Origin of the sequence: Cytobacillus sp. Bva_UNVM-123 (genome assembly GCF_046351715.2) — a bacterium.
Classification (GTDB): Bacteria; Bacillota; Bacilli; order Bacillales; family Cytobacillaceae; genus Cytobacillus.
This window is the reverse complement of record NZ_CM177772.1, coordinates 4,426,515-4,452,228: the sequence shown is the minus strand read 5'-3', so window position 1 is coordinate 4,452,228 and position 25,714 is coordinate 4,426,515. Positions and strand designations below refer to the sequence as shown.

At 36.5% G+C, this 25,714-nt stretch carries 25 protein-coding genes and 1 pseudogene; 19 read left to right on the top strand and 7 right to left on the bottom strand.

The window, feature by feature from the left end:
• Positions 1-51: 51 nt before the first annotated feature.
• Together KDN24_RS22890 and KDN24_RS22885 are read right to left on the bottom strand one after the other, a co-directional pair.
• Positions 52-1,055: pseudogene (locus KDN24_RS22890) on the bottom strand (DJ-1/PfpI family protein).
• Positions 1,056-1,121: 66 nt separating this feature from the next.
• Positions 1,122-1,277, bottom strand: a complete 156-nt coding sequence (locus KDN24_RS22885) for a hypothetical protein (protein WP_409973940.1) — start codon at positions 1,275-1,277, stop codon at positions 1,122-1,124.
• Positions 1,278-1,539: 262 nt separating this feature from the next.
• Here KDN24_RS22885 and KDN24_RS22880 point away from each other — a divergent pair, with 262 nt between their 5' ends.
• The 7 genes from KDN24_RS22880 (at position 1,540) to KDN24_RS22850 (ending at position 6,808) form a co-directional block, all read left to right on the top strand.
• Positions 1,540-2,226, top strand: a complete 687-nt coding sequence (locus KDN24_RS22880; RefSeq protein WP_409973941.1) for a response regulator transcription factor — start codon at positions 1,540-1,542, stop codon at positions 2,224-2,226.
• Between the two features lies 1 nt (position 2,227).
• Positions 2,228-3,568, top strand: a complete 1,341-nt coding sequence (locus tag KDN24_RS22875) for a sensor histidine kinase (protein WP_409973942.1) — start codon at positions 2,228-2,230, stop codon at positions 3,566-3,568.
• Between the two features lie 200 nt (positions 3,569-3,768).
• Positions 3,769-4,224, top strand: a complete 456-nt coding sequence (locus KDN24_RS22870) for a MarR family winged helix-turn-helix transcriptional regulator (protein ID WP_409973943.1) — start codon at positions 3,769-3,771, stop codon at positions 4,222-4,224.
• Between the two features lie 236 nt (positions 4,225-4,460).
• Positions 4,461-5,399, top strand: coding sequence for a ring-cleaving dioxygenase (locus tag KDN24_RS22865; protein WP_409973944.1), 939 nt, complete (start codon positions 4,461-4,463; stop codon positions 5,397-5,399).
• 21 nt (positions 5,400-5,420) lie between these two features.
• Positions 5,421-6,029 carry a flavin reductase family protein gene (locus KDN24_RS22860; RefSeq protein WP_409973945.1) on the top strand — a complete coding sequence of 203 codons (609 nt, stop codon included), beginning with the start codon at positions 5,421-5,423 and terminating at the stop codon, positions 6,027-6,029.
• The gene (locus KDN24_RS22855) at positions 5,986-6,225 is read left to right on the top strand and encodes a hypothetical protein (protein ID WP_491348510.1); all 240 of its coding nucleotides are present in this window, start codon (positions 5,986-5,988) and stop codon (positions 6,223-6,225) included. The genes KDN24_RS22860 and KDN24_RS22855 overlap by 44 nt, the downstream gene beginning before the upstream one ends.
• Positions 6,206-6,808: an alpha/beta hydrolase gene (locus tag KDN24_RS22850; RefSeq protein WP_409973947.1), complete on the top strand. Its 603-nt coding sequence runs from the start codon at positions 6,206-6,208 to the stop codon at positions 6,806-6,808. Before KDN24_RS22855 ends, KDN24_RS22850 begins: the two co-directional genes overlap by 20 nt.
• Positions 6,809-7,019: 211 nt before the next feature.
• On the opposite strand, the gene KDN24_RS22845 is transcribed toward KDN24_RS22850, so the two are convergent.
• The gene (locus tag KDN24_RS22845; protein ID WP_409973948.1) at positions 7,020-7,916 is read right to left on the bottom strand and encodes a LysR family transcriptional regulator; all 897 of its coding nucleotides are present in this window, start codon (positions 7,914-7,916) and stop codon (positions 7,020-7,022) included.
• A gap of 281 nt (positions 7,917-8,197) precedes the next feature.
• Here KDN24_RS22845 and KDN24_RS22840 point away from each other — a divergent pair, with 281 nt between their 5' ends.
• From KDN24_RS22840 to KDN24_RS22790, 11 genes are all read left to right on the top strand, one after another.
• Positions 8,198-9,499 carry a CapA family protein gene (locus KDN24_RS22840; protein ID WP_491348180.1) on the top strand — a complete coding sequence of 434 codons (1,302 nt, stop codon included), beginning with the start codon at positions 8,198-8,200 and terminating at the stop codon, positions 9,497-9,499.
• Positions 9,500-9,517: 18 nt separating this feature from the next.
• Positions 9,518-11,080 (top strand): ABC transporter substrate-binding protein, encoded by a 1,563-nt coding sequence (locus KDN24_RS22835; protein ID WP_409973950.1) that lies wholly within the window; start codon positions 9,518-9,520, stop codon positions 11,078-11,080.
• A 123-nt stretch (positions 11,081-11,203) separates the two neighbouring features.
• A complete protein-coding gene (gene nikB / locus KDN24_RS22830; RefSeq protein WP_409973951.1) occupies positions 11,204-12,154 on the top strand; it encodes a nickel ABC transporter permease in 951 nt (316 codons plus the stop codon).
• Between the two features lie 11 nt (positions 12,155-12,165).
• Positions 12,166-13,071 (top strand): ABC transporter permease, encoded by a 906-nt coding sequence (locus tag KDN24_RS22825; protein ID WP_409973952.1) that lies wholly within the window; start codon positions 12,166-12,168, stop codon positions 13,069-13,071.
• 17 nt (positions 13,072-13,088) lie between these two features.
• Positions 13,089-14,102 carry an ABC transporter ATP-binding protein gene (locus KDN24_RS22820; protein WP_409973953.1) on the top strand — a complete coding sequence of 338 codons (1,014 nt, stop codon included), beginning with the start codon at positions 13,089-13,091 and terminating at the stop codon, positions 14,100-14,102.
• Positions 14,086-15,081, top strand: a complete 996-nt coding sequence (locus KDN24_RS22815) for an ABC transporter ATP-binding protein (protein ID WP_409973954.1) — start codon at positions 14,086-14,088, stop codon at positions 15,079-15,081. The genes KDN24_RS22820 and KDN24_RS22815 overlap by 17 nt, the downstream gene beginning before the upstream one ends.
• 21 nt (positions 15,082-15,102) lie before the next feature.
• Positions 15,103-16,521 (top strand): serine hydrolase domain-containing protein, encoded by a 1,419-nt coding sequence (locus KDN24_RS22810; RefSeq protein WP_409973955.1) that lies wholly within the window; start codon positions 15,103-15,105, stop codon positions 16,519-16,521.
• A gap of 68 nt (positions 16,522-16,589) precedes the next feature.
• Complete coding sequence (locus KDN24_RS22805; RefSeq protein ID WP_409973956.1) at positions 16,590-17,861, top strand: M20/M25/M40 family metallo-hydrolase; 1,272 nt, start codon at positions 16,590-16,592, stop codon at positions 17,859-17,861.
• A 206-nt stretch (positions 17,862-18,067) separates the two neighbouring features.
• Entirely contained in the window at positions 18,068-18,544 is a 477-nt protein-coding gene (locus KDN24_RS22800) for a hypothetical protein (RefSeq protein WP_409973957.1), read from the top strand.
• 172 nt (positions 18,545-18,716) lie between these two features.
• Positions 18,717-19,259, top strand: a complete 543-nt coding sequence (locus KDN24_RS22795) for a sigma-70 family RNA polymerase sigma factor (RefSeq protein ID WP_409973958.1) — start codon at positions 18,717-18,719, stop codon at positions 19,257-19,259.
• Entirely contained in the window at positions 19,243-20,313 is a 1,071-nt protein-coding gene (locus tag KDN24_RS22790; RefSeq protein ID WP_409973959.1) for a DUF4179 domain-containing protein, read from the top strand. The genes KDN24_RS22795 and KDN24_RS22790 overlap by 17 nt, the downstream gene beginning before the upstream one ends.
• A gap of 47 nt (positions 20,314-20,360) precedes the next feature.
• On the opposite strand, the gene KDN24_RS22785 is transcribed toward KDN24_RS22790, so the two are convergent.
• From KDN24_RS22785 to aepX, 4 genes are read right to left on the bottom strand one after another with little or no spacing between them, the layout of a single operon-like run.
• The gene (locus tag KDN24_RS22785; RefSeq protein ID WP_409973960.1) at positions 20,361-21,146 is read right to left on the bottom strand and encodes a YheC/YheD family protein; all 786 of its coding nucleotides are present in this window, start codon (positions 21,144-21,146) and stop codon (positions 20,361-20,363) included.
• Positions 21,147-21,196: 50 nt separating this feature from the next.
• Positions 21,197-22,348: a 2-aminoethylphosphonate aminotransferase gene (locus KDN24_RS22780; RefSeq protein ID WP_491348179.1), complete on the bottom strand. Its 1,152-nt coding sequence runs from the start codon at positions 22,346-22,348 to the stop codon at positions 21,197-21,199.
• Positions 22,349-22,362: 14 nt separating this feature from the next.
• Positions 22,363-23,490 (bottom strand): phosphonopyruvate decarboxylase, encoded by a 1,128-nt coding sequence (gene aepY / locus KDN24_RS22775; RefSeq protein ID WP_409973962.1) that lies wholly within the window; start codon positions 23,488-23,490, stop codon positions 22,363-22,365.
• A 4-nt stretch (positions 23,491-23,494) separates the two neighbouring features.
• Complete coding sequence (gene aepX / locus KDN24_RS22770; RefSeq protein WP_409973963.1) at positions 23,495-24,388, bottom strand: phosphoenolpyruvate mutase; 894 nt, start codon at positions 24,386-24,388, stop codon at positions 23,495-23,497.
• 380 nt (positions 24,389-24,768) lie between these two features.
• On the opposite strand from aepX, the gene KDN24_RS22765 reads away from it, so the two are divergent.
• On the top strand, positions 24,769-25,623 hold the full coding sequence (locus tag KDN24_RS22765) for a S66 family peptidase (RefSeq protein WP_491348178.1): 855 nt from the start codon (positions 24,769-24,771) through the stop codon (positions 25,621-25,623).
• The last annotated feature ends 91 nt before the right edge of the window (positions 25,624-25,714 follow it).

Below are 25,714 nucleotides of genomic sequence, written 5' to 3'. Positions count from 1 at the left end.
CTAACAACATGAAGAAATATAAGGAATGAATATATAGTCATCTATTTCCTTTTATGAAATACGATGTCCAATTAATTTAGATGGGGGAAGCATACCAGCCTTTGCTTCACCATGCATTTGGTTTCCATCTATAGAAACGATAAATTTTAAGTTAAGACTTATTGGCTTAGTCACTTTCATCGACCACTTTAATTGATTTCCTTCAAGTAAAGGGTTGTCTAAAGGGACAATATCTTCTCCTTGCATGGCAGTTCCTACTATTTGACCATCTTTAGAAGATAAATCAATTAATACGGAAATCTTTCCTATAGGAGTGGAAATGGTAGTATCCCATTTTCCCTGAAAATTCCTTATTTCATTAGATTGAGCAGTGGTATGTTGTTTTGTCGCTTCAATTAAATTTTTATGTTTGCTTTTTTTAGGTGCATGTCCCTCAGCCTTCCAAATTGTCCCTCTTCGTTCGTACTCAAATAATTGCTCAACAGCGTGTGCTATTTGGGGACCTAACTCTCGTTCAACTAAGTAAAGGGCAACATCTAATCCCGATGTAACACCCCCCCAGTGATGAGATTACCATCATCCACAACGCGTGCGTTAACTGGAATAGCATTTGTGGCACTTAAAAGATCTATGCCCATATGATGTGTAACGGCATGCCTGTCTTTTAGTAAACCAGCCATTGCTAATATGAGAGAACCTCCGCACACTGTGGAGAGTAAAATATCAGGTTTCTTAATGGCTTCATTTAGTAAATTGCTTAATTCTGTTTCAGTTGCTTGTTGTAATTTTACTGGTATCGAATCTGGTTCATTATCATGAACAGAACCAGATGCTCCGGGAATCAGAATGATTCCTTTGCAGTTTAAATCAAGTTTACCACTTGCTTGAACTTGTAATTGATTTACGCCGCTTGTCACCATCCGCTGACCTTCAGCAGATACAAGCTTAACTGTTACTTTTTCGTTTGAGTACATCGAAGCAGCAGTAAATACCTCATAAGGAGCAATAGCGTCTAATAAATCAAAGCCATCAAACAATACAATTTGTATATTCATATATATTTCCTTCATGTCAAAATTGGAATGGATCGAATTAAACAGTCTGATTTTTTAAATTAAGTGTTATTTATTTTGTTTCGTAATTTCTTTTGCCTGTTGATTGTCAGTCTTATATCGTTGTTTAATCTCAAATATTCGAACTGCTACAAAACTAAATAGTGTTAGGCAAAACAAAACACCGAATGGAAAGAATGAGAAACTGTGATTTTCAACCCCCATTTGTATAACCTCCTTTATATTAGATTGACTGTGAAGCGATTGATAGCATTCTAGCGGTAGTGGATATTTTCAATTCGTTTCACATTAAGAGAATAATCAATGAATATCTCAAACAAAGATAAAAAAAAGTCACAAAATCATAACAATCCGTCACAAAACGAGTGACTATGCTTTTTCCTTATCAAAAAAATGATAAACTAAAAATTAATTTCAATTGACAGGTTATGACTAGGAAGAGGCAACTCAGGAAAGGTGGATATTTGTGAAGGAATTACAAACCATACTAGTCGTAGATGATGACAAAAGTATTGCAGAACTATTGAGGGATTTCTTAGAAAATGACGGTTTTCATGTAAAAATCGCTAATGATGCCAATCAGGCACTAACAGTCCTAGAGAAAGATCCAATTCATTGCATGGTCCTTGACATTATGATGCCGGGACAAAACGGCTTCGAGTTATGTCGACGTATTCGGGAAGAAAGCAACATACCTATCCTTTTTCTAAGTGCTCGCAGTGATGATGTTGACAAAATTCGCGGTCTGGCACTTGGAGGAGATGACTATATAGTTAAAACCGCTTCGCCAGGTGAGATTGTTGCTAGAGTGAAAGCTGTATTACGACGCTCAAATTTACAGAAAGAGTTCAAAGCAAGAGTTTTGGATTATGGAAGACTTAAGTTGAACTTATCTACAAGAGAGGTATTTGTAGAAGGGCAAACAATCACGCTTACACCGAAAGAATATGAATTGCTGCGATTGTTTTCAGAACATCCACAATTTGTTTTTTCGTATGATCAATTGCTTGAAAAATTTTGGGATGGAGTTGGTGACAAACATACCGTTCGAGTTCCTATTAGTCGGGTTCGTGAGAAAATTGAATCCGACCCAAACCACCCAGAATATATAGTCAACGTATGGGGTGTAGGCTATCGCTTCAAAGGAGAATGATATGAGAACCATTCGAATTCGTACGTTCACTATACTTAGCTTAGCTTTTATTCTCTTGCTGCCATGGTTATTTTTTGTAACGACATACATAATTGAAACAAAATCACTCAGTTTCGAAATGAATGAAATTCAGAAAAAGGATTTGGCATCTACAAGAGCGCTTATAGAAAAAAATTCGGATAACTGGACTAACTCAGTTTGGCAAATCCAATTAAAAAGTCGGTTACAGGAAACAAATATTGGTGTTGCTATTTTATCGGAATCGAATCAGGAGATTTTTAAATTCATCCCTAAGCAGAACAGCTCATCTATTTCAACTGAACAATTTTCGGTCATTCAGGGAGGGAATGTAATCGGAAGGGTAGTGATCTACCTGCCAAATTCGAAATTGATTCCGATGATTGCTGCATTTGCTGGACTACTAATTGCTTTTTTTATTATTGGTTATGTAATGAGAAGGTTCATTATTAAACCTCTTGAAAAAATGAGCATTGTGGTTCGAGAAATGGCAGATGGTGATTTAGAGGTCCAATTACCACCTGTGTCCCGGATTACAGAAATTACTGAAGTACGTGACGGATTTAAAGTGATGATAGATGGACTCTATGAATCCATTCAAAAGCAAGTGAAATTGGAAGAAGAACGTCGATTTGTAATTGCTGCTGTAGCACATGATTTACGGACACCGTTATTCGCTCTAAGAGGTTATTTGGATGGTCTAGAGCAAGGCATTGCTGATTCACCTGAAAAACAAGTAAAGTATCTGCAGGTTTGTAAGGAAAAGTCTGCACAATTGGACAGACTTGTAGAAGACCTTTTCACATTTACAAAGACGGAATTTTTGGAGATGGAACTCAAAGAAAATAAGGTTGACCTTTCATTTGTTCTACAGAAGTCGATTGACAGCGTTAGTCCACTAGCAGATCAAAAATACATATCTATCATCATGAACCACATAGATGAAGATTGTGTTGTCATTGGTGATTCGCACTTATTGGAGCGAGCCATGAACAATTTATTGGATAATGCGGTCAGACATACACCTCGGCATGGGAAGATTTTTTTAGAATGCTATAAGAACGGCAACAATGTGTCCTTTACTATTAAAGATACAGGCAAGGGCTTCTCTTCAGAGGAGCTTCAACGTGTTTTTGAACCATTGTATCGTGGTGAATCATCAAGAAATCGTTCAACTGGGGGAGTAGGGCTGGGATTGACTATTTCAAACAGTATCATTACGCAACATGGGGGTGACCTTGTCGTAGGTAACCATTCAGACGGTGGCGCACTCCTAAGAGGTTGGATACCAATGGCAAACAGATCTCTTTGTTCCAATACTTGAAAGCCTTATTAGAGGATCTTGTTTAACTGATTTTTTCTATTTAGATCCTCTTTCACTGAATATGGGGAAGGTTAAAGCTGTTATACAAATTATTCCTAATAGCGTATTGCAAGAAATTTAATAAATGAATTGACAAAGGGATGAATTCGATTATATAATTATCTCGAATTCGAGATAATTAGTTTAAAGGGATGATGTGGATGGACGAGAAAGTCCGAGATGAAATAGAAGAAGAATTGTCCTTAAAGTTATTTATTGTTTTGACTAGAGCCTTAAATTCAATCAAGAGACGTGTGGAAGAAGATATAAAGTGCTTGGGCTTAAATCCAACAGAGTTTGCTGTTCTTGAGTTTATTTATAGTAAAGGTGATCAGCCGATACAAAAAATTGGTGAGACGGTATTGATTGCAAGTAGTAGCATTACTTATGTAGTGGATAAGTTAGAGAAGAAAGAATTGATAAAAAGAAGGACTTGTCCAGAAGATCGACGGATTACCTTTGCCACGATTACTCAAGCTGGTATGGATTTTATGGCTGCTGTTTTTCCTAAACATAAATCAGCGATTAAAGATATATGTGCGGGATTAACGACGAATGAAAAAGAGGTCTTGATTGAGCAATTAAAAAAGTTGGGCTATTACGCACAGAATGTATAAAATTTTTTAACTAATTATCTCGAATTAATAATATATAATTTCGAGATAATAACAATAAATAGAATGACCATTCATTGATGTATCGTCTGTCGAAACGAAAGAAAGACTACAGCGGGCGGCCTATGGACAATATAAAATAATGATTATGCAAGCAGAGGAAAAAATTTGAACGCAGAAAATCGCGTGGTTATTCTATCAAATTACTTAGTTTTAATTATAAATTGGAGGGAAAAGAAATGACTAAAAAAACAACTGGAATTCATCACATCACTGCTATCGTAGGACATCCGCAAGAAAATGTGGACTTTTATGCAGGAGTTCTTGGCTTACGTTTAGTGAAGCAAACGGTAAACTTTGATGATCCAAATACTTACCACCTATATTTTGGTGATGCAGGTGGAAAACCAGGAACGATTATTACATTTTTTCCGTGGGTAGGAGCTCGTCAAGGAGTGATTGGTGATGGACAGGTAGGGGTAACGAGTTATGTAGTTCCAAAAGGAGCGATGAAATTTTGGGAACAAAGATTAGAGAGTTTTAATATTCCCTTTACTAAACATGAGCGCTTTAATGAGCAGTATTTACAATTTGATGACCCACATGGACTGCACTTAGAAATTGTTGAACGAGAAGAAGGGGAAATGAATACATGGACTTTTGGCGGGGTAACCCCAGAAGTAGCAATTAAAGGTTTTGGGGGTGCAACTTTATTTTCCGCTCAGCCAAACAAAACAGCAGAATTGCTAGAAAAGGTAATGGGGCTTGAACTTGTTGGTCAAGAGGAAGACTTGATTCGTTTCCGTTCTACAGCCGATATTGGAAATATCATCGACCTAAAAGCTACTTCAACTGGAAGAGGTCAAATGGGTGTCGGAACTGTTCACCATATCGCATGGAGAGCGATCGATGACAACGATCAATTAGAATGGAAGAAATATGTCACTTCGAATGGGTATGGCGTAACTCCTGTTCAAGATCGAAATTACTTTAATGCCATATACTTTAGAGAGTATGGAGAAATTTTATTCGAAATTGCAACAGATCCTCCCGGTTTCGCTCATGATGAATCTCAAGAAACGATGGGGGAAAAGTTAATGTTGCCTGTGCAGTATGAACAATATCGAGAGCAGCTTGAACATAGTTTGATACCGATCAAAGTCCGAGAATTAGATTAAAATCCGAAAGGAATGATTTCTATGCTTTCTATTGATCCTCATACAAATACGGAAAGGGAGAATTATAAACTTCTTGTTGGAAGTGTTATCCCAAGACCCATTGCATTCGTGACGACCTTATCTGATGATGGTGTTCTAAACGGAGCTCCCTTTAGTTATTTTAATATTGTCTCTTCCAATCCTCCGATGATTTCTTTATCCATCCAACGTTTGGAAGGAAAACAGAAGGATACGGCTAGAAACATTTTGAAGAAGAAAGAATTTGTCATTCATATTGTGGACGAACAAAATGTGGAAAAGATTAATAAAACTGCTGCTCAACTTCCTCCTCATGAAAGTGAAATTGAGTTGGCGGGATTAACAAAAGTTGAGAGTACAAAAATCAATGTCCCAGGTGTTAAACAAGCAAAAATCCGCATGGAGTGTATACTAGAACATGCCTTGGAATTGGGAGATAAAGATCATCCTGGCTGTGATTTGATCATCGGAAAGGTCATTCAATTTCATGTTGAAAATGATCTCTACGATAATGGAAGAATAGATGCAAAAGGATTAGCAGCTGTAAGTCGATTGGCTGGTTCCAATTATGCAAAAATCGGAGAGAACTTCGAAATCATACGACCTAAATAGAATGATGTACGATTCAAAAGGAAATGAGGACATACATGCGATTAAAGGGTTTAATGGTGCTACTCATACAGCAATTGGAAGAAGATTGATGTTACCGTCATGGTTAGAATCAAAACGAGCAGAACTAGAAGAAACCTTGCCTTCTGTTGAAGTTCGTATTTTGGAGGGAAATAATAATGAAGCATATATTCAATAAAGGGAAAGATTCAAATAAACCAACATTTTTATTACTTCATGGAACTGGTGGCAATGAGTTAGACTTATTGCCTCTTGCAGGAAGAATTGATGAGGACTCTTCTATATTAAGTGTGCGGGGAAATGTATTAGAAAATGGAATGCCACGCTTCTTTAAACGATTAGCCGAAGGAGTATTCGATGAAGAAGATCTTATTTTTCGAACGAAGGAATTAAATGAATTTCTTGATGAAGCTTCAGTGAAGTATGGTTTTGACCGAGATAACATTATTGCCCTTGGTTATTCAAATGGAGCGAATATTGCAGCAAGTTTATTATTTCACTATCAAAATTCATTGAAAGGTGCAATTCTTCATCATCCAATGGTTCCGAGAAGAGGAGTAAAGATCCCAGATTTGTCTGGAAAATCAGTGTTTATTGCAGCTGGAACAAACGATCCAATTTGTTCACCATCCGAATCATTGGAACTTCAAGAGTTATTAGAAAATGCGAATGCTAAGGTTGAACTTCATTGGGAAAATAGAGGTCATCAATTGACTGCTACGGAAGTTGAAGCAGCTAGTAAATGGTATAAGACCTTATAATGGGTGTCTATTGATATAACGGAATAGGAACATATGTTTCTATTTTATCCTATATTATCCAAAGGTACAAGGAGCTCCTGAAGTTTTATTTTAACAAACCAATGAAAGAAGAAATCAACGTTTATTCTTTCGTTGGTTTGTTTTTGCTAGCATAAGTAATTTTAATATTAATAATTTCTATGTATCTATAAAATGTTGCGTCCCTGATCTCTTATGGTGTATCGTGACTGCTGTGTTTCAATAAAAAATTTAAAAAGCTGTTTGTTAAATTATCAAAGGTTTTATCCTTAAGATAAATTAAATCGTAGTTTGTTTGAATATCTGGTAGGTCAGATACAATTACTTCTATCAGGCAACCACTTGTCAGTTCCACTTTAATCGCCGATCTTGGTAAAATAGCAATTCCTAGTCCACTTTTTACCATCTGTTTAGAAACTTCAATGTTATCAACTTCGATAATAATATCGGGGGAATAATTCAAACGATCAAAAGCATTTTGAACAAGGGTCCAATCCATTGTATTTCTTGCATATTGAATAAATTTTTCATTGGTTAAATCTTTTATTGATATGGTCTTGTGTGATTGAAACGGATGGCCAGGATAAATGGCCAGCACCATTTGATCTTTAAATAAATGGATGGTTTCAAATTTCGGATGATGAATAGACCTTGAGATGCCGAAGGATGATTGATTTTTCAATACCATATCTAACACTTGGTTTGAATGCCCTGTCCGTACATTTATTTTTACATTAGGATAAATCACATTAAATTCTTTTATAAAGTAAGGGAGAAAGTTGATTGCCCCAGTAAAAACGGCTGACATATCAATTTCGCCACCTAATTTCATGTTTTTTCGTTGAATTGCTTTTTTCCCTGTTTGTAAGTGATGAAGTACGTTTTTGGCATGTGGTAGAAAAGCCTCGCCTTCCTCTGTTAAGGAGATATTATTTCCTTTCCTATCAAAGAGTTGACAACTTAGTAAAGTTTCTAAAGATTTAATCCGTGAACTTATTGTTGGTTGTGTCGTATATAAAATCTCTCCTGCTTTGCTGAAACTTGATGTTGTAGCCACGTATAAAAAAGCCTCTATTTGCTCAATATTCATTATATTCCACCTAGTATTAATTTTTTCAATAAGCGTTATTATAAAAATTAATTTGATTTACGAAATAATTTGCAATAGTTTTATAATATACTTTTCTACAAAAAATGACAAAATTTATTTTAGAAATGGGAGGTTTGAAAAGTAGGGAAATAAAAACTGTTTTAGGTTTCAGAGTACGCGAAAGTCCTTTTTATAACTTTATTAGAGTATTTTTTTATTAAAAGTAATGTATGAAAATTGAAAAAAATGAGTAAATAATCATTTACACAAGGGTGGTTTTTTTGAGTAAACAAATCGTATTTTCTGCAACAGGAGATAGTTTTATTACAAGAAGGTTACCTTCAAAAGATAAGTCATTTCAAGAATTAGCTTCTCTTTTAAAAAGTACAGACGTGCGATTTATGAATTTAGAGGTGACAACCCATAACTTTGAGGGAGAGCCGGGTGCTGTAAGTGGAGGAACTTGGGCTCTGGCAGCACCAACAGTTCTAGAAGATTTAAAGGATTATGGGTTTAATCTAGCAGCATGGGCGAACAATCATACGTTGGACTACTCGTTTGGGGGGCTCCGTGCAACGGAGAAATATTTAAATCAATATGGATTTATTCATGCAGGAGCAGGGGAAAATCTGGCAAAAGCAAGTGAACCAAGATATTTGGAAACAGCTTCTGGAAGAGTAGCGTTGATATCAGTAACCTCTAGTTTCCATGAATCTTGGATTGCTGGCAATGAACGACCAGGTATGGCAGGGAGACCGGGCATAAATCCTTTGCGTCACGATACAATTTACACCATCACTGCCGAAAAAATGGCGCAACTTAAGTCGATTGCTGAAGCAGTAAACATTAATGCGGAGTATGATTTGTCCGTTAAAGATGGATTTATCGTAGAGAATGATGACGACTTATTTTATTTTGGTGGTCATTATTTTAAAGAGGGAGTTCATGAGGGAGAAAAAACGACCCCTTCTCAAATTGACTTAGAGCGTATTAGTCGATCAATTCGGGAAGCTAGTCGTCAAGCAGATTATGTATTGGTAAGCATTCATGCCCATGAGATGAAGGGACAGGATCTAAGTCAACAAGCAGAATTCTTAAGCGAATTTTCGCGAAGATGTATTGATGAAGGCGCTCATTCCGTCATTGGTCATGGTCCCCATATTGTTCGGGGAATCGAAATTTATAAAAAACGACCGATTTTTTATAGCTTAGGAAACTTTATCTTCCAAAACGATTCGGTTAGCCACTTGCCTGCTGATTTTTATGAAAAATATGGTTTAAACAATACCCATAGTATTGCGGACGCCTTAGATGTTCGAAGCAGCAATGAGACGAGGGGATTTGCAGTTAATCCTAATATTTGGTCATCCTTCGTCCCTGTGTGGAAAATGTCGGATGGAACCTTACTCGAAATTGAACTGTATCCAATTGAATTAGGATTTGGGCTCCCACGATACAAAAGAGGGTGGCCGACTCTTACGAGTGATACCAGCATATTAACAAAGTTACAAGAATTGTCTAAACCACTTGGAACTGAAATCAAAATTGAAAATGGGATTGGTAGAATCATAATTGGCGATTAAAGAAAGGGAGACAACGAAATGAAAAATAAAATGGGCATATTGCTTTTAACGTTAATCTTAGCTTTTTCACTTGCAGGATGTAGTAAAAACGGTGCAGAAACATCTGAAACGAAAGAATATAAAAATGAATTAAGGGTTGCTTTGGAGGCACAGCCAACAACACTTGATCCACAGATGATTACTGGATCGCCGACCAAGGTTGTCATGAGACATGTTTTCGAGACACTTGTGACATTGAATTCGGAATACAAGCCAGTACCCATGTTAGCTGAGTCTGTAGAAATGAGCGAAGACGGAAAATTGTATACGTTCAACCTAAGAAAAGGCGTAACGTTTCAAAATGGCAAGGAAATGAAAGCAGAAGACGTAGTAGCTTCTATGAATCGCTGGATACAACTTTATGATGCAGCGAGAAAAGTTATGGGCGATAATGCTGTATTTAAAGAGGTAGATGACTACACAGTTGAATTGGTGTTAGAACAACCGGCACTGGGAACATTAGGGGTAATGGCTACACATAAACAATTCCCAGCCATCATGCCAAAGGAAGTTATTGATGCTGCAAAACCAGACGGTGTAACAGAGTTCATTGGAACGGGACCATTTCAATATGTTGAATGGAAACAAGACCAATATATTCACTTAAAGAAGTATGAAGATTACAAGTCTGTAGACACTCCTGCTGATGGATTAGCTGGTAAAAAAGAAGCATTAGTTGATGACTTATACTTCGATATTGTTACAGACCCATCAACACGACTATCAGGCTTGCAAACAGGACAATATGATGTTGGTCTGGCAATGGACACGAACAACTATGAACAATTAAAAAATAGTAAAAATGAAAAAGTATATGTTTTCCCAATTGGAGACACGATCCTTGTCTATAACAAGAAACAAGGAGTATTTGCAGATAAAAAGATGAGACATGCCGTTAATGCCGCAATCAATGCACAGGAAATTTTAGAAGTTGCCTTTGGCAATGAGGATTTATATAAAGCAACTTCTGGTTATATGAGTGAATCCCAAAAGGAATGGTTTAGTGATGCGGGCAAGGAAATGTATAATCAAGCAAATCCAGAAAAAGCGAAAAAATTATTAGAAGAAGCTGGATATAACGGCGAAGAGATTAGATTTTTAACGACTCGTGATGATGCCTATCAATATAAAGGCGCTGTCGTTATCAAGGAACAATTAGAAAAAATCGGCATGAATATCAAACTGCAAACGGTTGATTGGGCTACCTATTCTGGTCTGATGAAAGACCCATCAAGTTACGACATGTTAACGTTTGGTATCACATTGGTTACATCACCTTCTCAACTTTCTACTTTGGGTGATGATCGACCAGGCTATGGAGCAGATCCGCAAATTACTGAGTTATTAGTAAAGAGCGAACGTGCGATCACTCAAGAAGAAGCAAAAGCTTATTGGGATGAAGCGCAACGTTTAGCATGGGAGGATTATTTACCAATTACACAAATTGGCGAATTCAATTATATTGACGCGACAACAAATAAAGTAGAAGGATTCTCCGATCTAAATGGTGCAATATTATGGAATACAAAGGTATCTAAATAATCATACGTTAGAAAATAAAGGATCCCAATTATTTTTGGATATTTAGTTCTAAACTGATGCCCTTCTGATTCCTTTTTAAAGGTAAATGTAGGGCATCAGCTTGTTAAATAGGGAGGGTTTTTATTGAAAAGTTATTTAGTAAAGCGATTATTTTCACTTATTCCTATTTTGTTTATTGTTTCCACGATTGTTTTTTTAATTATTCATTTAACTCCAGGGGATCCGGCATCCGTGATGCTTGGTCCAGAAGCATCATCGGAACAAGTTGAAAAATTAAGAGAAGAATTAGGGTTGAATGTCCCTATCTATAAACAATACGTAAATTGGATAATCGCAGCTATTCAAGGCGATTTAGGAATATCTTATTTTTTGAAACAACCTGTCATGGAAGCGATTTTTAACCACTTGGGTCCTACACTGGCTCTTGCTGCCATCGCTCAAATTATTTGTATCTTAATTGCCATTCCAATCGGGGTTTTAGCAGCAAAGCATCGGGGCTCCTTCATCGATCAATCATTTATGGGCATTTCGCTTTTGGGGATATCTATTCCTAGTTTTTTGTTAGGGTTATTTTTAATGTTGATTTTTGCCGTCAAATTGCAATGGCTACCAGTAGCAGGCTATCAATCTCTTAATAATGGTCTATGGAATTATTTGAAATTTTTGATTATGCCAGCATTTGCTTTAGGGTCGATGCAAGCCGCACTGTTAGCTCGGATGACGAGATCCTCAATGTTAGATGTTTTAAAAAAGGATTTTATAAAAGCGTCACGAGCAAAAGGTTCGAAGGAAAGACAAGTGTTATTTAAACATGCGTTAAGAAATGCTCTATTACCTATATTGACGGTTATTGGACAAAGTTTAGGGGGGCTTATTACTGGGGCTGTCGTAATAGAAACCATTTTTAACATTCCAGGAATTGGGCAATTAATTATTAATTCAGTAGAGCGCCGAGATTTACCTATTATTCAAGGAACCGTCCTGTTTGCAACGATTACATTTGTTTTCATTAACTTTTTGGTCGATTTACTATATGGGTTCATTGATCCAAGGGTTCGCTTAGAACAGAAATAAGGGGGATGAAGATGGAAATTGGTCAATTAAATATAGAAAGAGCACAAATAAAACACACCTTGAAAAAGGAACAGCGTAATCTATTCATCCGAAAATTCCTATCCAATAAGCTAATGGTTTTAGGAAGTCTTATTATCGTTTTCCTTCTCTTGTTAACGATTATTGGACCATTGCTTACACCGTATACCCCATATGAAATGGAAACAGTTAACAAGCTTCAAGGACCAAATGCAGAGCATTTTTTAGGAACTGATGAATATGGTCGTGATTTGTTTACGCGAATTGTTTATGGAGCGAAAGTATCGATGGGAATTGGGTTATCAGTCTCCATCATCTCCTCCATTATTGGATTGATTATTGGGTTATGTTCAAGTTATTTTCGTTATTTAGATGGTGTTTTAATGAGAATAATGGATGGCTTAATGGCCTTCCCAAGTATTTTATTAGCGATTGCTTTAATGGCAGCATTAGGACCTAAAACGGGAAATGTCATATTGGCTCTCACGATTGTATTCACACCCTATATTGCTCGAGTGGTGCGTTCAGCTGCCTTAATCATAAAAGAGGAAACGTATATTGAGGCAATGAAGGCACAGGGGGCAAGTACATTTCGGATTATCTGGCGGCATATTACACCAAATATTCTATCTCCAATGATTGTACAAGCTACTTTTATCTTTGCCGATGCCATCATAAATGAAGCATCATTAAGCTTTTTAGGAGCTGGAGTACCAACACCTGATCCAAGTTGGGGAACCATTTTATACGACGGGAAAATGGTTATTTTTAATACACCTTGGATGGTTATTTTCTCAGGATTGATGATTGTTTTATCAGTCCTAGGATTAAACCTTTTAGGGGATGGATTACGTGATTTATTAGATCCACATATTAAAGGCGGGAAAAAGAAGAAATGATTGAGAGGAGGAATAACATGGACAAACCTATTTTAGAGTTAAAAGAATTAAAGACCCATTTCTATACGGAACGAGGACGTGTCACGGCAATCGATGGAATTTCCTTTAATGTTAACGAAAACGAGATATTAGGTGTAGTCGGTGAGTCGGGATGCGGTAAAAGTGCTACTGCTCAAACGATTCTTAAATTATACGATGAAAAAGAAGCGGTTCAATATGAAGGTGAAATCAATTTTAACGGCAAAAACTTATTAACGTTAACGGAAAATGCAATGCAAAAAATTCGTGGAAATGATATTTCGATGATATTCCAAGATCCCATGAGTTCACTTGATCCGGTTTATACGATAGGCGATCAGATTGTCGAAACCATTCTTTTACACCAAAAGGTTTCCAAAAAGGAAGCCTATCAAAAAGCGATTGAAATGTTAAAAATGACTGGAATCCCATCTCCAGAGAAGAGAATACACGAATATCCTCACCAGCTATCTGGTGGGATGAGACAACGGATTTTAATTGCGATCGCTCTCATTTGTCAGCCGAAACTATTGATTGCGGATGAGCCGACAACGGCTTTAGATGTGACGATACAAGCGCAAATTTTAGATTTAATTTTGCAAATGAATAAAGAAATGGGGATGGGGATTATTTTTATCACTCATGACCTCGGTGTTGTATCGGAAATTTGTACAAGAGTGGTCGTGATGTATCTTGGACAAATTGTGGAAGAGGCCGATACAAATAGTTTGTTCTCAAATCCACTTCACCCATACACGAAAGGATTAATCAAGTCTATTCCTCAACTTGAGGGGGAGCGTTCCCAGAAGTTATTCACAATCGAGGGAATCGTCCCCTCTTTAAATAATATCCCTAAAGGCTGTCGTTTCGCACCACGCTGCCAGTATGCGGATGAATTATGCCGGAGCCAAGCTCCTGACCTTAAGCAATATAAAGGTGACCAAAAGGTTCGCTGCTGGCACTATGAGAAAATTGCTGAACTAGAGGAGGAAGAATATGTCCATTCAAACTGAAAGCGAAAAGAAGCCTATTCTTCAAATCCAAGGATTAAAGAAGTACTTTCCAGTAAAAAGCTCCCTAGGATTTTTAGGTGGGACAAAAGGAAATGTGAAAGCTGTTAATAATGTTTCGTTTGAACTGTTTGAAGGTGAAACGTTTGGTTTGGTAGGAGAATCAGGGTGTGGGAAAAGTACATTAGGTAGAACCATTTTACGACTTACGGAACCAACGGAAGGAAAAGCCATCTATAAAGACAATGATGTTTTCAAACTGTCACCGATGTCATTTAATAATATGCGCCAAGAATTACAAATGGTTTTCCAAGATCCCTATTCCTCATTAAATCCGAAAAAAAGAATCGGTTCCATCTTAGAAGAACCTTTAATCATTCATGGAATTGGCAATAAAAAGGAACGTACCGAAATGGTAATGGATATTTTGCACAAAGTGGGTTTGCAGGTAGATCATTATTATCGTTATCCTCATGAGTTTTCGGGTGGACAAAAGCAGCGTATTGGGTTGGCTCGAGCATTAATTGTCAATCCGAAAATAGTGATTTGTGACGAGCCTGTCTCGGCTCTTGATGTCTCCATTCAGTCGCAAATTATCAATTTATTACAAGAATTGCAGGCTGAATTGAACCTGGCATACCTGTTCATTTCGCATGACCTTAGTGTTGTCCGCCATATTTCCGATCGTGTAGGTGTCATGTATTTAGGGAATATGGTAGAGGTAGCAAAGACGGAAAGCTTATATGCAAAGCCACTTCATCCTTATACGGAGGCTTTGTTATCAGCTATCCCCCGTACAAATTCAGAGTTTAAGAAAGAACGTATTATTTTAAAGGGTGAGATTCCTTCTCCTCTTAATTTACCTTCGGGGTGTGTTTTCCATACACGCTGTCCATACGCAAAGGATGAATGCAAACACGTGGTGCCAGTCAAAAAGGAAGTATCGCCACAACATTTTGTTGCGTGTCATTTATACAATTAATTAAAAGGAGATACAGATCCAATGTTACCCAAACAGATAGTATCTACACTTGATGAGGTCCTTAATGATACTTGTATGAAGGCAAATCTTCCTGGAATGGCTTTGATCATGTCGCAAAATGGTCAGCCAATTTTTGAAAAATATTTTGGTTACCGCGATATTGAAAATAAGCTACCGGTTAATGAGGACACTGTTTTCGGAGTTGCTTCTATCACAAAATCATTAACGGCTCTAGCTGTTATGCAACTAGAGGATGCTGGAAAGCTCTCAGTGGATGATCAATTAATCTTGTGGCTACCTGAACTCAAAATGCCTAACCAACAGTATGGGGAAAAAATAAAAATTCATCATTTGCTCTTACATACTAGCGGTTTGCCAGGGTTGAATACCGTAAACTGTGCAAGAGCAAATAGTGTCTTGAATGATCCACACGGAGAGTACCTATTTGATAGCTTGTCTCTATTAGCAAATGAAAAACGAATTAAAAACGTTAAAGAACTAATGGAGGTTATGAGTGAAACAGAGTATTCACTACTTGGCCCTCCTGGTTCCATGTTTAACTACTCAAATGAAAGTTATGCCCTACTCCAAGAAATAATCGAAAGAGCAAGTGGAGAGGGCTTCATTCCATATGTACAGAAAAATATCTTCCAACCTTTAGGGATGAATCGTTCCTTTTTCTTAACCTCTGACCTAAAGAAACTTCAGAACGTGACGGAGCTTTATGCATATAGAAGAGAGCAAGATAATAAGCCTTCTGTTTTCCACTCACCTGCATGGTGGGATGTAGGGGATATTTATTCAAACGGGTCTATGAAAACATCTAGTTCAGATCTAATGAAGTATTTAGAAGTTTTCCGTCTTGATGGAACCGTGAAGGGAGAAAGAATTGTTTCTAAAGCGAGTATCCAAAAGATGACTTCGGCCCAAGTGACAATGCCGACGGGTGAGCGCTATGGGTATGGTCTGAAAGTGGATTGTCTTTCCGGCATGAATATTTTTGGGCATGGTGGAAGCGTCAAGGGCGTTTCTTCTCATATGAAAGTTGCCAAAGAACAAGGCATCACGGTTTCCGTTCTTATTAATATTGCAGAGGCTGCTCCAGAGAAACTAGCTATGACCTCATTAAACCACGGCCTTCAACTCCCTGATGTAACAGATAGGAAGTTTACCATATACAAACTTTCTGTAGAACAATTAAAGGGTTTCATTGGTGTCTACCAATCAGATGAGGGACACAAAGCGGAGATTGTACTAGCTGATAATGGTATTCAGATGAAGGGGCAAGACAATCTTTTACCATTGATGCCCTATTCAATTGATAGCTTTATGACCCCGTGGGGTGAAAGAATCAAGTTTATTATGGACGATGTAGGGAAAGTTAGAGGTTTATTTAAAGGTGTACGTTTTATCCCTAAGACATTATCTGGCATTGAATGATAGTACAATCATGCTACTTCAAGGATAACCATGGGAAAGAAATAATCGATTATTTGGAGGATGAGATAATGTTTGAAGAACAAACCGGGGAAAAGCCAATCGTTTCTGAATCAATTGAATTAGTATATCAAACACTGCGGGCTACTCCCCAAGTAGAGGATGGCCTCTCCTTTTTGAAAGATGATAATGACGATACGGCAGAAGAGCAGATGGAACTTACAGCTATTGAGGCACCGACCTTTTTTGAGGAAAAAAGAGGGCTGTATTATAAAGAAAAGTTAGCGGCTCTTGGCATTCGCGATATTACGATAGATGAAGTTGGGAATGTATTTGGGATTCGACCAGGTAGTGGAAATGGTCCCAAATTAGTTGTTTGTGCTCATTTAGATACTGTTTTTCCTGCAGGAACAGATACGTTGGCAAAAAGGAAGAACGGTAAAATCTATGCGCCCGGCATCGCAGATGATGGAAGAGGATTGGCGGCAGTTCTTTCCCTTACTAGAGCTTTGAATCAAGCTCATATACAAACCATCGGTGATTTGATTATCGGAGCTACTGTTGGCGAGGAGGGGCTCGGGGATTTACGAGGAGTGAAAGCTTTATTCGCAAATAGGGATGATATTGATGGTTTTATATCTGTTGAACCAGGGGAAACTGGTCGAATTACATATCTTGGAACCGGCAGTAAAAGATATAAAGTAACGTATCAAGGACCAGGTGGTCATAGTTTTGGAAACTTTGGAACACCAAGCCCTATTAATGCAATGGGGAGAGCAATTAGTGAGCTTGCCAATATTCAGACCCCTTCTAATCCAAAAACAACCTTTAATGTGGGTATTATTAGTGGGGGAACTTCCATAAATACAATCGCTGAAAAATGTGAAATGCTTGTGGATCTACGCTCAAACGCTCAAAAAGAGTTAGTAAATTTAGAAGAGAAATTACTAAGTATTATTAAATTCGCTGCCGAGGAAGAGAATCAACGCTGGAACAAATTAGATGAGATTACTGTAGATGTAGCAATAGTCGGAGATCGTCCAGCTGGTTCGCAAAGCCCTGATTCAACCATTGTACAAGCATCAGCCGCAGCATCGTTAGCAATCGGAATTACCCCAGCCCTAACAGATGCAGTCAGTACGGATTCCAATATTCCCATTTATCTTGGAATTCCAGCAGTCACCCTTTGTGGCGGAGGAGACTCGGGTGGATATCATACCTTAAATGAATATTATGACCCAACAGATGCGTATCTAGGTGTACAGAAATTATTTTTAACCGTATTAGGATTAGTTGGAGTGGAAGGATTAACGGAACCACTACTTACTAAAATTAAAAGATAAGAAATAATATTTATTGTAATAATTGTCATACGCTTCTTTGTAGTCATTATAGTTAGAATACGACCTACCATTAAAAATAGAATAGTTTGTACCACATACTGATTATTAAGCATTCCTTCGGGAGTGCTTTTTTATTTTAATTGTCCGGAAAATAACAAGGAACTTTCTGCATTTTGTCGAAATGAATACGCGGAAGGAGATGTTTTATGACAGGTCATTTAGGATTTTCATATATAGGATTTATTTATTTGTTCATGCTGTTTGTACCAAATATGATGTGGTTAAAGAATCTACCGACAGATTACGATAAAATTGTCGGTAATGAAAATAAAATTCTCTTATTATTTGAGTGTATAGGACAAGTGCTAGTTACGATCTGTGCATTGATTTTTTTAGATTTTAACATATCTCCATTTTCATATTGGACTGTATGGCTAATCGCGTCATTTGCATTAATGTTGATGTACGAATGTTGGTGGTTTAAATATTTTACACATGAAAAAACATTAGAAAACTTTTACGGTAGTTTTTTCGGTATACCCGTTCCCGGAGCTACTTTACCTATTCTTGCATTTTTGCTTTTAGGTATTTATGGAAAGGTGATTTGGATGCTCATTTCCACATTAATCTTAGGCATAGGACATATAGGAATTCATTTGCAACATTCAAAAGCAATTAAATGAAAGAATCGATCAAAAAGCATTCCTTCGGGCGTGCTTTTCTTTTGGAGAAATAAGTGAGGCTTTTTAAGAAAATCAAAACGATTATCAAAAATAAACTAGGAAAAATGAAAAAATTGAAACTTGTTGTTCACCTAAATCACTCTAATTAGTGAGAGGAGGGAGTGATAACACGATGAAACATGATCTTCATATTGTGAAAAGGGCGATTAATGGAGATGCTGAAGCTTTTGAAGAATTGCTTTTTAAAGAAGAAAAAATGCTATATTACAAGGCGCTTTCTTACGTTGGTAAAAAGGAAGATGCTTTAGATGCGATTCAGGAAACGGCGTACAATGCATTCCTTGCGATCGGGCAATTGCGGAATCCGGAGTATTTTTCAACTTGGCTGTTTAGAATTTTAATACGTGAATGTTATAGGCTATTAAAAGAACGAGACCAAATGATCCTTTATGAGGAAAGCGAATTGTTGAAGAAGTTAGATCGTAAGCAGGAAGAAGAGATAGATTCTTTTCATTTAAGTGAGGCATTATCGAGGCTAAATTCGTCCTATCAAGAATCCATTATCTTATTTTACTATCATGACCTGTCTATTAAGGATATTTCCGACGTGATGGAGATGCCGGTTAGTACAGTGAAAACGAATTTACGTAGAGCGAGAAAAAAATTGAAAAGTGAGTTAGAAAGGAGTTATCAATTAAATGAAAAAGTCATATGAGCCTTTCGAGGAGTTTCCACAAGATCAAGTTCGTTCAGCTATTCGTTCGGGAATCGTGCAAGCTAAAGAGCAATTAGATACACCTCGTGTAAGAGTGAACAAAGGGAAAAGAAAAATACTCTATGCTATGTGCAGTGTAGCAGCTGTTTTTGGCATATTGGTCGGTTCCTCCTACTATTCTCCAGCTTTGGCAAGTAGTTTGTCCCAAATACCGATCATCGGTTCTGTTTTCGGGAATTCTGATCTAATCAGTTTACAACAAGCCAAAAAAAATGGGCTAACGAATGAAATTGGGGAGACCCAGACGATCAATGGAATTTCCGTTACACTTGATGAAATTCTATATGATCAAAATAATATTACTATCGGACTTTTCATTGAATCTGAAAAGGACCTTGAAGAATTTTATTTTGGAGCTGGGATGGATTTTACGATGAATGGGGATTATCCTGCTGGATCCACTGGGAGTTACGGTGAAAATATTCTTTCGGCAACAACCCGGACTGCCATTCAAGAAATAAATGTGACTGAAGATATGCCCGAGAAGTTCGAGCTTGGATTAATGTTGCATGGGGAAAAGGGAGAAACATGGTATTTCTCAACGCCAGTTGAGAAAATTAACATTCAGAAAATTCCTGTTCAACATTCACAGACGGTTGATGGTTTGAACCTTACTGTAACAGAAATGTCTTATAGTGAAACAGGTGTAAGTATAGCCTATGAGAGTTCTGAAGAGGAAACAGATTTTGAGCTAAGTCGCGGAGGAAATATCGATTTCTTAGTAGTAGATCAAGATGGAAATGAACTTACAGGTCGCTCGGGTGGAGCAAGAGGTGAAAGAGTTAAGGATAGAATAGAGTACAAGAGTAGTAAGCAATTTGATCCTTTTGATTCTAATATTACGGAATTGACAATTACTCCTTATGTAGTCATCCCATCGGGCGGGGGAGGAGTGGAAATTGACGAAAATGGCAAGGAAATAGAGTTAGAATATAAAGGGAACTCTATACAGCCGATTGAGTTTGACTCCTTTAAAGTGAAAATTCCACAATAAATTCATTGTTTAAAAAGAGCTGATATTCAGCTCTTTTTGATCTATATTTAATTCTCGAAGCCTTTATTCTGCTGTTTTCGAATCCTGACAATGTTCTCCCATACAGCTTTGTTTTCAATTTCAGCAAAACTGCGTATACTTGGGGTTGTATTTACTTCAAATAATATGGGGGTTCCATTTTTATTTAATCCAAAATCCATACCATATTCTCTGCGTGGAAATTGTGAGGAAAATACTTTAGCTACTGAAATAGCCAATCTATTTAGAGTCTCTATAGTTTCATATTGTTTTCCTTGGTCCAATTTTAAATGCAGCGTCAATAATTCGTTTATCGATATTACTTTGGCACCTTGATGAGAATTAACAATTCCATTAGATTCAGCTTTTGCTAATCCAATGTTTCCATACATTCCACCTACCAACCAATTATCTTCTAGAAGTTGAATATGAACTCGAATCATAAAAGGCAGCCCACTTTGTGTCACACTTTCGATTCCTTCTTGGATCACATAAAGCCCACTTTCTCTGCCAAATTTTAAAAATGGATGTAGAATCTGATGAAACTCATTGATTGATGAAACACATTTGTTTATATGCTTACCTTGAATAGTAAAGCCATTATAACAATATAATCCGTCTTTTCTTTTAAGGATTTTAAATATCGCCCTTCCTTGGCCTGTACTAGTGTGTTTTACATAAACATGACTATAACGATTAAGTAATTCTATTAAATTATTAATAGTATACATTTTCGTTTCTGGAATACTATTTCTTATTACTGGGTCTTGTTGCAACAGTAAAGATTGTTCCCATTTTCCTACTGCATCTCTCAAAAAATACACCTCATTTTTAATTCAACTGTATTGGTATCTATTAATTACTCTTATTTACTTTCGTAAAGTATACCTGTCAGATTTTCTTTCTTAGTATCTATTCCAATGTATTGCAGATATTTTTCCATTATAGTTAGAAAAAGTTCTATATCATTTTTAGTAAGATCACCAATATTAGCTACTCTAAAAGAATTCATATTTTTAAGCTTACCTGGGTAAATTGTGATATTGTTTTTATAAAAATAATCATGCATGTCAGTGAAATCATATGTCTTACATGTAGGCTCTAAAATGGCAGTAATTATTTTCGAATGATTCTCTATAGGGATAATGTATTTAAAGCCGAGTTTAGTGAGTCCTTTGATTAATGTTTCCCATAACTGTGAATATCGTTCATATCTTTCTTTCACACCTTCTTCTTTTAATTCTATAATTGCTTGTTTTAATGCATATATTGTCTGAACAGGTGGGGTAAACCGCATTTGTCCTGTTTCTATGAAATATTTATATTGTGAAAAAAGATTTAAATAATAGTTAGTGGGCTTAGTTGTTGTTTTTTTCTCTAATTTACTTTTTGGGGCTATAACAAACGAGATTCCTGCCATCCCTTGAAGATTTTTATTGGAACTTGCAGCTAAGTAAGCTATATTCATTTTGTTCATATCAATAGGGATGGCTGCAAAAGAGCTCATGGCATCTACCATCATTTCAATATTCTTTTCCTTGCAAAAAGTTCCGATCGCCTCAATGTCGTTTAATATTCCCGTTGTTGTTTCATTATGAACGACTGCAAGATAGGAAACTGTTTTAGGAAGTTCTTGAATAAACGATTTCAATGCATCTAATTGAATGGGGTGATTTAGTGGACATTTAAACTCATACCAATCCAATTGATACGCATGAGCAATTTCACACAATCGTTGACCGTACGCACCATTATTAATTATTACGATAGCCCCGTCAGTCATAACAGAACTTAAGATTGCTTCTACAGAAGCAGTCCCTGATCCTCCAAACAAAACGGTAGCATATTGCTCTTTATCAGCCACTAAGCTAGTTAGTTCAGTGGAAACAAAATGCATGATGTGAAAAAAATCATTTTCACGGGGGCAAATATCGGGTACTACCTGTGCGTATTTAACTGAATCTGTTGTAGTGGCAGGACCGGGATTTAATAATATATGCCTCTTAACTTTTTTCATAGAGCTCACCCTTTTTATTTAATAAATTTGCGTAAGCGAATTTTAACCTCACTTGGTGAAATTTTGGGACGGCCTAAGTTTGGTTCAGACCCTTTAGAAATTTTTAGATAAAGAAAAGTGAGTCCATTTGTCTTTTTCCATAATTGAATCTGTTCTTCGAGTTCCTTTAGGCTGTGAAGATAAAATGATTTTTCGTAACCGCATGAAGCAGCAATAGTTACAAAATTAACGTTGTGAGAAACGGTACTTTGCCCTCCGGTTGAATCATGAGTTTCATTATCTAATAAAATGTGTAACATATTTTTTGGTCTATAATATCCATTTGTAGCTAAACTCCCCATTCGCATTAGGAGAGATCCATCTCCATCAATGACAACTACATCTAAATCTTTTCGTGAAAATGCTAATCCAACACCTAGAGAACTGACACACCCCATAGAACCTACCATATACAAATTATTAGGGGAATCTTCAATTTCATATAACTCTCTGCCTGTTTTGCCAGTAGTTGCGAGTTGAACAGTTTTTTCATCTTTCAATCCATTAATCACTTTTAAAGTTTGAAACCTACTTGGAAGTTCATCCATAAGGGATTTATCGAGTTTTTTCTTGTTGTTATGAATAGAATGTTCAATTGACTTAAGTTTTTCTGTTTCAAAGGTTCCTTTCTTTACTACAAAGAAGAATGATTTGTTGTTTTCAATCCAATTGTTAGCTGATTTAAGTTGTATCATGGCCTCGTGTAAATCAGGGGATAGGAATTGCCATTTTATTTGCATGAGATCTAGCATTTTCGTTGTAATTTTCCCCATTATTTCATGCTGTGGCTCATCGTTTAAACTAGGATCTCCTCTTAAACTTACAAAACCAAGTATAGGTATTTGAAAGGGATAATTTAATGAAGTCAGTGGGGAAACAGCATTAGTAAGGCCGGAGTTCTGCATTAAAACAACTGGCTTTTTACCGCCTAAATAAGCTCCCGATGCAATGGCAATAGCATCCCCCTCGTTTACAGCTGCCATATATTCACATTCATTAATGGCATAGTTGATCAGATTCTTTAAAAATGAACATGGTACTCCACTGTAAAAGTCAAAACCTAGTTTTTTAAGCTCATTTCCAAAACGATTCGTATTCAACATACATTTACTCCGTTTCCAAATTGGTTTTGGGTAAATATTTCTTCTCAGCACTTTGAAGTTCTTCGTCATTTTGAATTCTAAAAATTTCTTCAACACTTGCTATAGAATCCTCAACCTCTATGAGACTTTCATCTTTTAATATTTGTTTTGATATTTTTTGCATAGCAGTAAGTGATGCTCTTAAGTTATGATTGGCCCAGATGACTGCGTTGACTCCTAAATTCTTGAATTTTTCAGTTGGTGTTGAATAATATTTGGTGGGAACAATTATAACTGGATGTTGATTATTCCATGCTTTCATAAATTCTTCAATTTCATTAAAATGAGATTTTTTACTGTGTATAAGGATTGCATCAGCACCTGCCTGCCTATAGGCCTCAGCGCGTTTCAGTGCTTCTTCTAATCCCCAACCTGCGATAAAAGCTTCAACTCTAGCTACAACAATAAAATCTTCATCCATCTGTGTATCTTTCATCGCTTTAATTTTCCCGCAAAATTCTTCAATGGAAGCAAGTGGCTGTGCTTCGCCTCTTATAAAAGAATTCGATTTCGGAAAGGTTTTATCTTCAATACAAACACCAGCTATATCCAATTGTTCTAATTTTTTAACTAACCTTCTTGCATTATTAAAGTTTCCATATCCCGTATCACCATCTAATAGAATTGGTATTGTTGTAGCATCACTCATAAATTCAAGAACATCTAATACTTGTGTCCAAGAAGCTTCGTTATTATCTCTCACTCCCAATGAAGCAGATATGGATAGTCCACTTGCCCATATACCTTTAAAACCTGCTTCCTCGACCACTTTTGCGGAAAGACCATTATGGGCTTCCATTAGAAACTCCGGTTTTTGTGGGGAATTCAGCAAATGCTTTAACTTCGTTGATTTCTTCATGATTATCTCCTTTAAGTAATAGACTTTTACTAAATTTTTAAAAAATGAATTTTGAATTAATTGAAATTAGTCCACTCAATTAGTATTTATATTATTTATTTGAGAATGATTTTGACACGGACAGAAGTGGATATCTTTGAGGATGGCAGCTTTTATTGCCACTATAAGCTTTCCAAAGGAGACAGTTGGGTTGGATGTTGGTTGTGGAGCTGGTCGAGAAGCAATTTTTCTTGCCCAACACGGATTGAATATGATTGGGGTGAATCTAAGTCTAAAGTTAAAACTGCTTATTTGTTTTCTTATCATACTCATCAAATCTATTAGCTTTAACAAGTTGTATAGGAATATTAAGAAAAACGGCGAATACAAGAGATAATTCTTTGTTTATTGAGGAGGCTAGGGAAGCAGCAGAGTTCATGGATTTTTACACTGATCCAATGATAAAAGCTATTATCCCACCTTGGGGAGGTCAGTTTGCTATAGAAGTTCTTCCATTAATTGATTGGGAGAAACTAAAAAAACTACCTCCAAAGTGGATTTTAGGATACTCAGACATAAGTACTTTTAATTTTGTTTATACAACTACCACTGGTAACGCATCAGCTCATGGTATTAATTTTAATGAAATGTCTGCCCCGCAGCTAGATGAAACAAGTAGCGATTGGCATGATGTATTAACTGCTAACAAAGGGGATTTAATTAAACAAAATTCATCTGAAAAATTTCAATCATCATGGGAAAAAGTATTTCAAAATCCAGCTACAGGATTTTATTTAGATACAAAAACAGAATGGAAAAGTACCGTAGAGCAAACTTCTTTTTCAGGTAGGTTAATTGGAGGGATTCTTAATACTTTGCAATTACTTCACGGAACGCCTTTTGATAACGTTGAAAGTTATATAGAGAATTATACAATTGATGTAGGAACCGTATGGTATTTCGAAAGCGTTGATATGAGTGCTGCTGAAATTTACCGTGCTTTATGGCAAATGAAAATAAATGGTTGGTTTAAAAATACGAATGGCGTTCTTATCGGAAGACTTAGTGGGTATACAGCCTCCAAAGACTATGAATTATTAGATGTTTTAAAGGATATTTTTTCTGAAGCAAACATTCCTTTTGTTTATGACGTGGATATTAGCCATTTACCACCACAAATAACCTTAGTGAATGGAGCAATAGCAAACATTCGTTATCAAAATGGAATAGGTGAAATAGAATTAAATTTAAATTAGAGTTTATATATCAGGGATCATTTCTTAATTACGAGAAGACCTTTCTTATTGTATGAACAGGGGCAATAGTGGAAGAACATTATTAAAGTCT

Bases quoted from the DNA above. Each gene is read 5' to 3' on its own strand.
- KDN24_RS22875 (WP_409973942.1), top strand. From the start codon at position 2,228: ATGAGAACCATTCGAATTCGTACGTTCACTATACTTAGCTTAGCTTTT.
- KDN24_RS22870 (WP_409973943.1), top strand. From the start codon at position 3,769: ATGGACGAGAAAGTCCGAGATGAAATAGAAGAAGAATTGTCCTTAAAG.
- KDN24_RS22845 (WP_409973948.1), bottom strand. From the start codon at position 7,916: ATGAATATTGAGCAAATAGAGGCTTTTTTATACGTGGCTACAACATCA.
- KDN24_RS22835 (WP_409973950.1), top strand. From the start codon at position 9,518: ATGAAAAATAAAATGGGCATATTGCTTTTAACGTTAATCTTAGCTTTT.
- KDN24_RS22820 (WP_409973953.1), top strand. From the start codon at position 13,089: ATGGACAAACCTATTTTAGAGTTAAAAGAATTAAAGACCCATTTCTAT.
- KDN24_RS22800 (WP_409973957.1), top strand. From the start codon at position 18,068: ATGACAGGTCATTTAGGATTTTCATATATAGGATTTATTTATTTGTTC.
- aepY (WP_409973962.1), bottom strand. From the start codon at position 23,490: ATGTTGAATACGAATCGTTTTGGAAATGAGCTTAAAAAACTAGGTTTT.
- KDN24_RS22865 (WP_409973944.1), top strand. From the start codon at position 4,461: ATGACTAAAAAAACAACTGGAATTCATCACATCACTGCTATCGTAGGA.
- KDN24_RS22885 (WP_409973940.1), bottom strand. From the start codon at position 1,277: ATGGGGGTTGAAAATCACAGTTTCTCATTCTTTCCATTCGGTGTTTTG.
- KDN24_RS22860 (WP_409973945.1), top strand. From the start codon at position 5,421: ATGCTTTCTATTGATCCTCATACAAATACGGAAAGGGAGAATTATAAA.
- KDN24_RS22795 (WP_409973958.1), top strand. From the start codon at position 18,717: ATGAAACATGATCTTCATATTGTGAAAAGGGCGATTAATGGAGATGCT.
- KDN24_RS22810 (WP_409973955.1), top strand. From the start codon at position 15,103: ATGTTACCCAAACAGATAGTATCTACACTTGATGAGGTCCTTAATGAT.
- KDN24_RS22850 (WP_409973947.1), top strand. From the start codon at position 6,206: ATGAAGCATATATTCAATAAAGGGAAAGATTCAAATAAACCAACATTT.
- KDN24_RS22805 (WP_409973956.1), top strand. From the start codon at position 16,590: ATGTTTGAAGAACAAACCGGGGAAAAGCCAATCGTTTCTGAATCAATT.
- aepX (WP_409973963.1), bottom strand. From the start codon at position 24,388: ATGAAGAAATCAACGAAGTTAAAGCATTTGCTGAATTCCCCACAAAAA.
- KDN24_RS22815 (WP_409973954.1), top strand. From the start codon at position 14,086: ATGTCCATTCAAACTGAAAGCGAAAAGAAGCCTATTCTTCAAATCCAA.
- KDN24_RS22855 (WP_491348510.1), top strand. From the start codon at position 5,986: ATGCAAAAATCGGAGAGAACTTCGAAATCATACGACCTAAATAGAATG.
- KDN24_RS22825 (WP_409973952.1), top strand. From the start codon at position 12,166: ATGGAAATTGGTCAATTAAATATAGAAAGAGCACAAATAAAACACACC.
- KDN24_RS22790 (WP_409973959.1), top strand. From the start codon at position 19,243: ATGAAAAAGTCATATGAGCCTTTCGAGGAGTTTCCACAAGATCAAGTT.
- KDN24_RS22780 (WP_491348179.1), bottom strand. From the start codon at position 22,348: ATGAAAAAAGTTAAGAGGCATATATTATTAAATCCCGGTCCTGCCACT.